Here is an 11,712-nt window from a genome sequence, read left to right on the forward strand (position 1 = left end):
CGATGACCAGGAGCGAAGCATGACCCACGTGGACGAGGTGGCGCGTCTCGTCGGCTGGCGGCCGGGGGATTTCCGGCCCGAGGTCGACTGGGCCGCGGTCGAACGGGAGCTGGGCCTGGCGCTGCCGTCCGACTACAAGGAACTGCTGACCCGGTTCCCGTCCGGCGCGTACCGGTCGGCCATCGAGGTGGAGAACCCGGCGCAGAGTGCCGACGAGCTCGCCGGCGCCAAACGGCACAACGAGGAGTTCCTGGAGATCTTCGCGGACCCGGACACCGGATACCTCTCGGGCGTGCCCTACGTGCTGTTCCCCGAGCCCGGTGGGCTGTATCCGTGGGGGAGCACCGATTCGGGCGGCACGTTCTGGTGGATCACCGAGTCCGCGGACCCGGACACCTGGCGGGTCGCGTACAACGACAGGGACAACTGGCACGAGCATTCGGGCCCGATGTCGAAGGTCATCCACGAGATCCTGGTGAGCACCGGCGAGGACAACATCCTGAAGTGGGACTTGTCCGGGAAGCCGGTGGAGTTCACCGGCTTCGTCGGCTCCCGGATGGTGTCCTACCCGGCGTCTTAGGGTCGTGAGCGTTGCGGGCGGTTAGAACCGCCCGCAACGCTCACGAGCGGTTGCGGGACTCCAGGATCGCCGCGCGCCGGGCGAGCCGGTGGCGCCTGCGGATCTCGGCCTCGGCGAACCGGCGCTTCTCCTCGGGCGTCTCGGGCAGCACCGGCGGGACGCCGCGCGGCTTGCCGTCGCCGTCGATGGCGACCATCACCAGGTACGCGGTCGCGACGTGCACGGCGGGCACGGTCGCGTCCCAGCGGTCGGCCTCGACCCGGACGCCGACCTCCATCGAGGTGGCGCCCGCCCAGTTGACCTGGGCACGCAGGTGGACGACGTCGCCGACCCGCACCGGGGTGAGGAAGAGCATCTCGTCCATGGACGCGGTCACCGCCGCGCCGCCGGAATGCCGCGCGGCGACGACACCGGCCGCGTCGTCGACGAGCTTCATCATCACCCCGCCGTGGACCGTGCCGAGCAGGTTGGTGTCGGTGTTGGCCATGATGTGCGACAGGGTCAGCCTGGCGGCGTCGGCGCGTAGTCCGGAGTGGTTCACGACGCTGACGGTAGCCGAGGGTTGTTTTACCCTTGTACGGGGGAAATGCGGACTGTGTCACTCCCGACGGACAGTGGATGTCAACAGCTGCATACATGGGTTAGCATCCGCCCGTACTGGCCGCCGACAGCCGGGAGAAGCAGTGCTGCGTATCCACTTCACCGAAGCGGACCTGTCCCGGATCGAGCTCGCGCCGTCCGCGGACCCGATGTGGGAACTGCTGCTCAGCTCCTACCGCCTGCGCAGGCCCGAGGGCGCGCCGGTGTTCGGGCGCTGGCGGGACAGCACCCGCGCGGTGCTGCCGCCGAACGGCCGCGCGCTGCTCGACCTGATCCCCTCGCACGGGTACTGCCCCGACTTCCTCACCCCGCCCGCCACGGTCGCCACGATCGACGAGGGCATCGACGCGCTCGCCGCGACGCCCGCCGAGGACGTCCGGGAGGACCTGGCGGAGCTGGCGAAGGACCACCGGCTGCCGCAGTGGGCCGATCGGGTGAGCGACGGCGACGTCCGGGTGCTCGGCACGGCCGTGCGTGACTACTTCCGGCGCGGGATCGCGCCGCACTGGAAGCACATCACCAAGGTCGTCGGCCGCGACCTCTCCCGGCGTAACGAGACGCTCCAGGTCGCCGGGCCGGGCAGGCTGCTTTCGACGCTGCACCCGTCGGCGCGCTGGCGCGCGCCGGTGCTGGAGGTCGAGTTCCCGGTCGACCAGGACCTGCACCTCGACGGCCGTGGCCTGCGGCTGATCCCGGCGTTCTTCTGCATGGGCATGCCGACCACGTACAAGAACCCGAAGCTGCCGCCGGTGCTCGTCTACTCGGTCGGCCACTGGACGGCGCTCGGCGCCAAGCGCGCGGAGGACACGGGCGCCGCGGTGCAGGCGCTGATCGGCGAGACCAGGGCCAGGATCCTGCGCACGCTGGCCGAGGAGGACCTGAACACCACCGACCTGGCGCGCCGGCTCAAGATCGCCCCGGCGACGGCGAGTGAGCACGCGTCGGTGCTGCGGCAGGCCGGGCTGATCGAGAGCAGGCACCGCGGCCGGTCGACCATGCATCGTGCCTCACCGCTGGGGCTGCAGCTGCTGCTGGGGCCCATGGCCAGGTGACGATTCGGCCCCATCCGAACCTTGTTGACGGCGTGGCAATTCCGCTGGAAGGTGACGCATAGTCACCACCGCGGAGAGGAAGTACCCAGCGATGACGAATCCTTTCGAGGATTCCGGACCCCGTGTCCGTACCCTGCTCGCCGAGCACGACCCGATCTCCGGGCACTTCGTCGAGGGCGTGCTGAGCGCCGGCCAGGGTCTCTCGGTCGTCGCGGTCGTCGACAGCCACCGGCCGATCGCCGACTGGCCGCTGCGCCAGACCGACGTGGTCGTGCTCGGCCTCGGGCATGGTGACTTCCTGCTCGGCGTGGTCCGCGACCTCGCCGGGCGCGGCGTTCCGGTGCTGGTGCTCGGGATGGACTGGACCCGGCGCGGGCTCGACAACGCGCTCGCCGCGGGTGCGTCCGGCTGCCTGGTGAAGAACACCGAACTCGACGGCGTGGTCAGCGGGGTGCACGCCGTCGCGGCCGGGAACCGGGTGCTGTCACCGGAACTGCTCGAGCTGTACGTTCCGCGCGCGGAGTCATCGCCGCGCGCGGAGGTCGTCGGCAAGCTCAGCGACCGTGAACGCGAAGTGCTCACGTTGCTCGGCCAGGGCATGTCGACGGCCGAGGCCGCGAAGCTCTGCGGTGTCTCGAACGCGACGATCAAAAGCCATGTCTCGCACGCGCTCACGAAGCTCGGCGCGCGCAACCGCCTCGAAGCCGTGCTGATGATCAGGGATTCGTTCATCCCCGCACGTCGCCCAGCCGTTTAGGGCGAACGGATAGCCGATCGATAGTCGATCGGAAGTCGCGTTCCTTAGGTTTGCCGCAAGTTGTCTCAGCGGCCTTGACCGAGGGAGCCGAACGTGAACCAGGCGAAGCAGGTCCTTGCGCCGGATGAGGTGGCGCTGGTCACCCGGAAGTTCAACGCGACCGAGGTGCCGCTCGACAGCCGATGTCTGCCCGATCTGCTCCGGGAGCAGGCGCGAATACGGCCGGACGCGGTGGCGATCCGGTACGAGGACGAGTCGCTGACCTTCCGGGAACTGGTGGCACGCGCGGAAGCGCTGGCAGGCGCCCTGCTGGAGTCCGGTGTGGACGGTAGCGCCGGCCTGTTCGCCGAGCCGTCGCTCGAACTTCCGGTCGGCGCTTGGGGAATCCTGTTCGCCGGGGCGGCGTATCTGCCGCTTTCGCCGGAATATCCCGAAGAACGCCTGCGGTACATGGTCGAGGACCACGGCGTCGGGGTGATCCTCACGCAGCCTTCGCTGGTCTCGCGCGCGACGGAACTCGCGCCGGGCGCGCGCGTGGTCACCTTCGGCGGCGCGGGGGAGCAGCGTGCCACGGTGACCGCCGACGACCTGGCGTACGTCATCTACACCTCCGGCAGCACGGGCAAGCCGAAGGGCGTGATGGTCGATCACCGCGCCATCGTCAACCAGATGCGCTGGCTGCGCCGCGTCCAGGGACTGGACGAAAGCCGGGTCGTGCTGCAGAAGACGCCGATGAGCTTCGACGCCGCGCAGTGGGAGATCCTCGCGCCGTGCGTCGGCGCCCAGGTCGTCGTCGGCGGGCCCGGCACCTACCGTGACCCGGACCGCCTGCTCGCGTTGATCCGGCGCCATGAGGTCACCACCATCCAATGTGTACCGACACTGCTGCAGGCCTTGCTGGACACCGAAGAACTGTCCACTTGCGACTCGCTGCGGCAGGTTTTCAGCGGTGGCGAGGCGTTGTCGAAGTCGCTGGCGCTCGAATGCGTGACGGCGCTGCCGGACTGCGCGCTGGTCAACCTGTACGGCCCCACCGAATGCACGATCAACTCGTCCGCGCACACGGTCGACCGCGACGCGCTCGCGGAAGGCCCGCCGACGATCTCGATCGGCTCGCCCGTGGACAACACCCAGTACTACATCCTCGACGAGCAACGGAAACCCGTCGCCGTCGGCGAGGTCGGCGAGCTGTACGTCGGCGGGATCCAGCTCGCGCGCGGGTACCTGCGCAGGCCGGACCTGACCGGGGAACGGTTCATCGACAACCCGTTCGAGGCGGACTTCGGGTATTCCCGGCTGTACCGCACCGGCGATCTGGGGTACTGGAACGCCGACGGGACCGTGCAGTTCGTCGGCCGCACCGACAACCAGGTGAAACTGCGCGGGTTCCGCGTCGAGCTGGACGAGATCCGGCTCGCGATCGAGAACCACGAGTGGGTCAAGAACGCCGCGGTCGTGGTGAAGGACGGCGGCCGCTTCCAGGAGCTGATCGCGTTCATCGAGCTGAACCCCAAGGAAGCCGCGCTGATGGACCAGGGCAACCACGGCGCCCACCATCAGTCCAAGCAGAGCAAACTGCAGATCAAGGCCCAGCTGGCGAACAGCGGCTGCCGCGACGCCGAGTCGCTGAGCGGCAAGCCGGTGGTCGACCTGCGTGGCTGGATGCCGACACCCGAGCAGCGCCGCCGCGTGTTCGCGCGCAAGACGTACCGCTTCTTCGAGGGCGGGACGTTCGTCAAGGCGGACATCCTGAAGCTGCTGGACTCGCACGTCGGTGGCGTCGACCCGCGCACGATCGGCGAGCTGGAATTCGCCGAATTCGGGGAGATACTCCGGTATTTCGGGCAGTTCCAGAGCAATGAGCGGCTGCTGCCGAAGTACGGCTACGCGTCGCCGGGCTCGCTGTACGCGACGCAGATGTACTTCGAGCTGAACGCTTTCGGCCTGCGGCCCGGTTTCTACTACTACCAGCCGGTGCTGCACCAGCTGATCCTGATCGAGTCGGCGACGGTGCCGGCGTCGACGGTGAAGGTCCACTTCATCGGCAAGAAGCAGGCCATCGAGCCGGTGTACAAGAACAACATCCAAGAGGTGCTCGAAATCGAAGCGGGCCACATGGTCGGCCTGTTCGAGGAGATCCTGCCCGAGCACGGGCTGGACATGCGCGCGGCGGACTTCGCGCCCGAGGTCAAGTCCATTGTGGAATGCGCGGACGAGGACTACTACCTCGGCGCCTTCGAGATGGTCCCGTATTCCGGGCCGCGCCCCGACGACGCGCTCGACGTCTACGTCCAGTCGCATCCGGGCTGTGTCGCCGACCTGCCTGCCGGGCAGTACCGGTACGCCGACGGCGAGCTGCACCGCGTGTCCGGTGAGCTCGTGCTGAAGAAGCACGTGATCGCCATCAACCAGCAGGTCTACGAGCGGGCGAGCATCGGGATTTCGCTGGTGAGCAGGGGAGAGTCGTGGCGCAGTTATCTCGACCTCGGCCGGAAGCTGCATCACCTGCAGATGAACGACCTCAACTTCGGCTTCATGTCCGCGGGCTACAGCTCGAAGACCGGCAACGATCTACCGTCGGCCAGGCGGCTGGACGGCATACTCGGCACGCGCAACCCGTCGTATTTCTCCGTCGGCGGCAAGGTGAGCGACGAGCAGGTCAGCGCGATGGGCATGAAGGAGGACGTGGTCCACATGAAGGGCCCGACCGAGCTGATCCGCGACGACCTCCTCACCTGCCTGCCCGACTACATGATGCCGAACCGGGTCGTCGTGCTGGACCGTTTGCCGTTGACGGTCAACGGAAAGATCGACTCGGTGGCACTGTCCAACTGGGACATCGCCGACGTCGCGGACCGCCCGTTCATCGCGCCGCGCTCGCTGACCGAGGCCAGGATCGCGGGCATCTGGACGAAGGTCATGCGCCGCGACACCGTCTCGGTGCTCGACGACTTCTTCGAGTCCGGCGGCAATTCCCTGATCGCGGTCGCGCTGGTCAACAAGCTGAACAAGGAGTTCAGGACCATGCTGCCGCTGCAGGTGGTCTTCGAAGCGCCCACGGTGGAAAAGCTCGCCGCGCTTGTCGACTGCGGTGACGGCCGGACCTGCTCACGCCTGGTCCGCCTGCGCTCGGAGGGTTCGGGCTCGCCGATCTTCTGCTGGCCGGGCCTGGGCGGCTACGCGATGAACCTGCGGACGCTGGCGGGCCGGATCGACCGGCCGTTCCTGGGGGTGCAGGCGTACGGGATCAACGCGGGGGAGACCCCGTACCGCACGATCAGGGAGATGGCCGCGGCCGACGTCGAGGTCATCAGGCGGCTGCAGCCTTCGGGGCCGTACACGCTGTGGGGCTACTCGTTCGGCGCGCGCGTCGCGTTCGAATCCGCCTACCAGCTGGAACTCGCGGGTGAGACGGTCGACCATCTGTTCCTGCTCGCTCCCGGCGCGCCGCGGGTGCGTGCCGGTTCGGAGGCGTACCTGACGATCCTGTACTCGGTCTTCGCGGGCAGCATCACCGGCCCGCTGCTGGACGAATGCCTGCGCACGGTCGACGACGACGAGTCGTTCGTCGCGTTCATCAGCGACCGGTTCAACGGGCTCGACCCCGATCTGGTCCGCCGCATCGTCCGGGTGGTCCGGCAGACCTACCAGTTCAAGTACGTGTTCAGCGAACTCGCGGAGCGCAGGATCTCGGCGCCCGTCACGATCTTCAAGGCCCGCGGCGACGACTACTCGTTCATCGAGAACAGCTCGGGCTACTCCGCGGTCGCGCCGACGGTGATCGACGTCGACGCCGATCACTACAGCATGCTCAAGGACCCCGACATCGACGCGCTCGTCAACGCCATTTCGGACCGCCTCACCCACTGAAGGAGAAAGTCATGCCCCACGTCAGCATCAAGCACTTCCCGGCCCCGCTCACCAACGACCGCGAGGCGGCCTTGGTCTCCGCGGTCACCAAGGCGGTCACGGACGCCTTCGGCTGCGACGAAGGCGTCGTCTCGATCGCGGTCGAGGCCGTCTCACCCGAGTCCTGGAACGACCGCGTCTACCTGCCCGAAATCGTCGCCCGCCCCGAGTTCTTACGCAAGACCCCGAACTACTAGGCCCCGCAAGCCGGGATAAAGCGGGCTTTACTCCCGGGGATAAAGCCCGCTAAATCCCCGGGAGTAAAGCCCGCTTTATCCCGGTGTTGTCAGCGGAGGTGCTCGATGACCTTGGCGAAGTCGGCCAGGAAGGGCTCGAAGACCGTGAAGTAGGTGAAGCCGAAACGCTCACGGTGCGCGCGGATCTGGTCGGCGCATTCGCGGGGCGTGCCGACGATGGCGCTCGGGAGTTCGAGGATCTCGTCGACCGTGAGGCCGGTGAAGAGCTGATGCGACAGCTCCTGCGCGGCGGCCTTGCGGTCCTCGGTGATGACGACCGCGGGCACCATCGCGTTCAGCTCGATCCGCCGCTCGCCCGCGAACTTGCGGACGTAGGTCGTGCGCTCCTCGAGCACGTCGGCGGGGGACAGCGTCGGTGTCGGGCCGCCGGTGGGACCGCCGGTGAGCGCGACGACGTCGGCCAGTTCGGCGGCGACGGCGAGCATGCGGTCACCCCAGCCCGCGACCATGACGGCGGCGCCGCCTTCCTGCGTAGGCTGCGGGTACTGGTGCGGGTTCTTCAGCGCCTCCGCGGTGCGGCGGACGTGGGCCACGCGTTCACCGGGTGTGCCGAAGTCGAGGCCCGCCATGTCGAACTCGACCTTGAGCGAGCCGGAGCCGATGCCGACCTCGATGCGGCCGCCGGTGAGCTGGTCGGCGGTGGCGACGTCGCGGGCCAGCATCGTCGGGTTGTAGAAACCCGCGTTGAGCATGTAGGTGTTGAGGCGCACGCGTTCGGTGACCTCGGCGGCCGCGACCAGGCTCGGGAACGCCGAAGCCAGCCCGACGTGGTCCGACACGCCGATCACGTCGAAGCCCGCCTGCTCCGCCTGGCGGCACTTCGCCTGCCATTCCTGCTTCGACGGGGGCACCAGCATGCTGATCCCGAACCGAAAATCCACGTTCCCCTCCAGTGCTCGCTGTTGGGCCCCAGCCTGGTCACGCGCCGGAGGTCCGGCAACGCGCTCTGACCAAAACTTGGGAAAAATTTGACATTTGCGTTTTCCGGCCTTATTCGGCAAGACTGAATGGGCGCGAGCGACTGGGGAATGATTCCGCCGCGCCTTCATGCGAATAGGGAGCGTAATGAGCGCAGATCCAGGGCAATTGCTGCCCATGCTGGCCGCCTATATTCCGGCGAAGGTCTTGCAGACGCTGGCGAGCCTGGAGGTCCCCGACTTCCTGGGCGAGCGGGACCGCACGGTCGAAGAGCTGGCCGAACTGAGCGGGACGCACGCGCCCTCGCTGGAGCGTCTGCTGCGTGCGGCGGGGGTTTTGGGGCTGGTACAGGAAATCGAGGGCGGGAAACTGCGGCTGACCGAGCTGGGTTCGGTGCTGCGCAAGGACACGCCGAACTCGGTGCGCAATTTCGCGCTGCTCTCGTCCGGCTCGATGTCGTGGCCGGTGTGGGGCGAGCTGGAATCGACCGTGCGCACCGGTGAGCCCGCGTTCGAAAAGGTGCACGGCAAGAAAATGTGGGCGTACATGGACGACCACCCCGAACTCAAGCCGATGTTCTCGACCGCCATGTCCGAGGCCACCCTCACGGTATTGCCGGACATCGTCGCGACGTTCAACCCCGGCGAGCACGGCACGCTGGTCGACGTCGGCGGTGGCAACGGCCTGCTGCTCGCGGCGCTGCTCGGCGCCAACCCGGAGCTGCGCGGCGTGCTCGCCGACACCTCGGGCGGGCTCAACGACGCGCCGTCCGTGCTCGCCGAAGCGGGTGTCGAAGACCGGTGTGAGACCGTCGAGGTCGACTTCTTCGATTCGGTGCCTGCGGGCTACGACGCGTACCTGCTCAAGAGCGTCATCCACGACTGGCCGGACGAGCGCGCCACGGAGATCCTGAAGGTCGTCCGCGCCGCCGCGAAGCCGCATTCGGTGCTGTACCTGATCGAATTCGTGATGACCGGCAAGTTCGGTGCTGCCCCTGAGGCCCCGAACGTGCACGCGATCATGAGCGACCTCAACCTGATGCTCGGCACCGGCAGCCGCGAGCGCACCCGTGAGCAGTTCGCGGAGCTGCTCGCCGAGGCCGGGTTCGAGCTGGACACCGTCACCCCGTGCGGGCAGAGCGGGTTCAGCGTGCTGCGCGCGGTGCCGGCGCAGCGATGAGCGAGCGGGAGCCGGTACCGGCCGGACGGCTGCGGCGGGCGCTGCCACTGGCGGCGCTCGCCGGGCGGACCGCGGGTGAGACCGTGGTCGCCGCGCTGCAGCAGCGGGTGCTCGGCGCGGAGGGCAAGTCGGCCGCCGCGCGGGAGCGGGCCGCCGGCCGGTACCAGGTCCTGCTGGGACGCTCGCGCGGCGTGCTGATGAAGGCAGGGCAGATCATCTCGTTCATGTCGGTCGACGCGCAGGGCGGCGCTTACCGGAACGCGTTCGGGAAACTGCAGTCCGACGCGCCGCCGATGGACTGGGCGGACGCGGTTTCCGTGCTGGAAGCCGAACTCGGCGCGCATCCCGACGAGATCTTCGCCGAGTTCTCGCGGAAACCACTGGCCGCGGCGTCCATCGGCCAGGTGCACCGGGCGACCACCAAGGACGGCCGGGACGTCGCCGTCAAGGTCCAGTATCCCGGCATGGAAGCGGCGATCGCCGCCGATCTGGCCAATGTGGACCTGCTGACCACCTTCCTGCGCGTGCGCGGCGTGATCACCGGCGACAAGGCGGGCGTCGACACCCGCGCACTCGTCGCGGAGATCGGCGACCGGATCGGCGAGGAGATCGACTACCGGATCGAAGCCGCCAACCAGGCCGAGTTCGCCGACGCCTACCGCGGCCATCCGCGGATCAGGGTGCCCGAGGTCGTGCCGGAGCTGTCGACGCGGCGCGTGCTCACCATGGACTTCGTCGACGGCATGGGCTGGCGGGACGCCGTCGAGTGCGGCCAGGACCTGCGCGACAGCTGGGGCGAGGTGATCTACCGGTTTCTCTGGGGCAGCCTGCGCTCGTTCCGGATCGCCTACACCGACCCGCATCCCGGCAACTACCTCTTCCACGCCGACGGCACGGTCAGCTTCCTCGATTTCGGCTGTGTCAAACGGTTCACACCCGAGCAGGTGGCGAACCTCGTCGAGCTGGAACAGGCGGGCGTCGCGGGTGACGCCGACCGGCTGTGGCAGGCGGCGCTGGACCTCGACTCGCTGACGGCGGATCCGCCGACCCCGGCCGAGCTGCTCGACTGGATGTCCGCACAGTGGACGCCGATGACCGCCGAGCAGCCGTTCACCTACACCACCGAGTACGCGGCCGCGGTCACCAAGCGGATGTTCTCGCCGTTCGGCGAGTACGGCGCGGTGATCAGGAAGATGAACATGCCACCCGAGACGCTCTTCCACACCAGGATGGACGCCGGGATCACCGCGATACTCGGCGCGCTGCGCTCGACCGGGCACTGGGCGGAGATCATCGCCGAACTCGACGGCGCGGTCACCGGGGGCAAGCCGTGACCGGGATCCACTTCGAAGAGACGGTGGGCATGTTCGTCGTCTCCTCGTTCGACACGGCGCAGGAGATCCTGCGCGGCCAGGGCTGGGCCAGCGATCTCAGCGACAACATCGAGCTGATGAGCGAACTCGGCGGCACCGATCAGCTGCCGCCGTTGCTGCGGAGCATGCTGGGGTTGTTCATGGACGGCCCGGCGCACGACAAGTTCCGCAAGCTGGTCGCGCCGAGTTTCACCGCGCGCCGGATCGAGCGGTTCCGTGGCCGGATCGGCGCCGTGGCCGAAGCCGCGCTGGACGGCGTCGGCGGCGAGTTCGACGTGGTCACGGAGCTCGGCTACCCGATCCCGGTCTCCGTGGTCGCGGAGCTGCTCGACGTCGGCGTCGAGGGCGCGCAGCTGATCTACACCGAGGCGCCGCGGCTCGCGCGGCTGCTGGAGTTCAACCCCGGCGAGGATCTGCTGCTCGACGCGGCCGAGGCGACCGTGAACTGCGTGAATTTCCTGTTGCCGCTGCTGGCCGAGCGCAGCGCCGAGCCGGGTGAGGACTTCATCAGCGCGATGCTCACCGCCGAGGCCGACGGCGAGCGGCTCGATCTGGAGGAAGTGCTCGCGATCGTGCTGACGCTGCTCGTCGCCGGGCTGATGACCACGGCGAACCTGATCTCCAACGGGGTGCTGAACCTGCTGCGCAGCCCCGGCCAGGCCGCGATCGTGCGCGCCAAGCCGGAGTTGATCACCGAATGCGTCGAGGAGGTGCTCCGGATCGATCCGCCGGTCGCGTTCACCGGGCGGACCGCCGTCACCGCGCACCGGATCGGCGGGCTGGACGTCGAGCCTGGGCAGCGGGTGATCGTTCACCTCGTCGGTGCCAATCATGATCCGGCGCGGTTCGCCGAACCGGACACCTTCGACATCCTGCGCGAAGACTCCGCGCAGGTGGCGTTCGGCGGGGGAGCGCACTTCTGCCTGGGCGCCGCGTTGGCCCGCGTCGTGACGGAGGAGGCGCTGAGCAGGCTGCTCGCCCGGTTCCCGGATCTCGTGCCGGCCGAGCCCGAGGTGCGGTGGCGGGCCAGCGCGGCGTTCCACGCGCTGGAGCGGCTCGCGGTGCGTGTGTGAGTAGAGATCTTTCC

Annotated in this window: 10 protein-coding genes; 8 read left to right on the forward strand and 2 right to left on the reverse strand. The window is 68.5% G+C overall.

What is annotated here, in order from left to right:
• The first annotated feature begins 19 nt into the window (after window positions 1–19).
• Entirely contained in the window at window positions 20–580 is a 561-nt protein-coding gene (locus AB5J62_RS16005; RefSeq protein WP_370949005.1) for an SMI1/KNR4 family protein, read from the forward strand.
• Between the two features lie 40 nt (window positions 581–620).
• On the opposite strand, the gene AB5J62_RS16010 is transcribed toward AB5J62_RS16005, so the two are convergent.
• Window positions 621–1,121, reverse strand: coding sequence for an acyl-CoA thioesterase (locus AB5J62_RS16010; RefSeq protein ID WP_370949006.1), 501 nt, complete (start codon window positions 1,119–1,121; stop codon window positions 621–623).
• Window positions 1,122–1,263: 142 nt separating this feature from the next.
• Between AB5J62_RS16010 and AB5J62_RS16015 the strand changes: the two genes are divergently transcribed.
• The 4 genes from AB5J62_RS16015 to AB5J62_RS16030 all read left to right on the forward strand — a co-directional run bounded on the left by AB5J62_RS16015 (window position 1,264) and on the right by AB5J62_RS16030 (window position 7,095).
• On the forward strand, window positions 1,264–2,232 hold the full coding sequence (locus tag AB5J62_RS16015; protein WP_370949007.1) for an ArsR/SmtB family transcription factor: 969 nt from the start codon (window positions 1,264–1,266) through the stop codon (window positions 2,230–2,232).
• A 91-nt stretch (window positions 2,233–2,323) separates the two neighbouring features.
• Window positions 2,324–2,989, forward strand: a complete 666-nt coding sequence (locus AB5J62_RS16020; protein ID WP_370949008.1) for a LuxR C-terminal-related transcriptional regulator — start codon at window positions 2,324–2,326, stop codon at window positions 2,987–2,989.
• A gap of 93 nt (window positions 2,990–3,082) precedes the next feature.
• Complete coding sequence (locus tag AB5J62_RS16025; protein ID WP_370949009.1) at window positions 3,083–6,859, forward strand: amino acid adenylation domain-containing protein; 3,777 nt, start codon at window positions 3,083–3,085, stop codon at window positions 6,857–6,859.
• Window positions 6,860–6,870: 11 nt separating this feature from the next.
• Window positions 6,871–7,095 (forward strand): tautomerase family protein, encoded by a 225-nt coding sequence (locus tag AB5J62_RS16030; protein WP_370949010.1) that lies wholly within the window; start codon window positions 6,871–6,873, stop codon window positions 7,093–7,095.
• Between the two features lie 89 nt (window positions 7,096–7,184).
• On the opposite strand, the gene AB5J62_RS16035 is transcribed toward AB5J62_RS16030, so the two are convergent.
• Window positions 7,185–8,036 carry a TIGR03621 family F420-dependent LLM class oxidoreductase gene (locus tag AB5J62_RS16035; protein WP_370949011.1) on the reverse strand — a complete coding sequence of 284 codons (852 nt, stop codon included), beginning with the start codon at window positions 8,034–8,036 and terminating at the stop codon, window positions 7,185–7,187.
• Window positions 8,037–8,220: 184 nt separating this feature from the next.
• Here AB5J62_RS16035 and AB5J62_RS16040 point away from each other — a divergent pair, with 184 nt between their 5' ends.
• From AB5J62_RS16040 to AB5J62_RS16050, 3 genes are read left to right on the forward strand one after another with little or no spacing between them, the layout of a single operon-like run.
• Window positions 8,221–9,252, forward strand: a complete 1,032-nt coding sequence (locus AB5J62_RS16040; RefSeq protein ID WP_370949012.1) for a methyltransferase — start codon at window positions 8,221–8,223, stop codon at window positions 9,250–9,252.
• The gene (locus AB5J62_RS16045) at window positions 9,249–10,586 is read left to right on the forward strand and encodes an ABC1 kinase family protein (RefSeq protein ID WP_370949013.1); all 1,338 of its coding nucleotides are present in this window, start codon (window positions 9,249–9,251) and stop codon (window positions 10,584–10,586) included. The genes AB5J62_RS16040 and AB5J62_RS16045 overlap by 4 nt, the downstream gene beginning before the upstream one ends.
• Window positions 10,583–11,698 carry a cytochrome P450 gene (locus AB5J62_RS16050; RefSeq protein WP_370949014.1) on the forward strand — a complete coding sequence of 372 codons (1,116 nt, stop codon included), beginning with the start codon at window positions 10,583–10,585 and terminating at the stop codon, window positions 11,696–11,698. The genes AB5J62_RS16045 and AB5J62_RS16050 overlap by 4 nt, the downstream gene beginning before the upstream one ends.
• Window positions 11,699–11,712 lie beyond the last annotated feature (14 nt).

The sequence above is a fragment of the Amycolatopsis sp. cg5 genome (assembly GCF_041346955.1).
Classification (GTDB): domain Bacteria; phylum Actinomycetota; class Actinomycetes; order Mycobacteriales; family Pseudonocardiaceae; genus Amycolatopsis.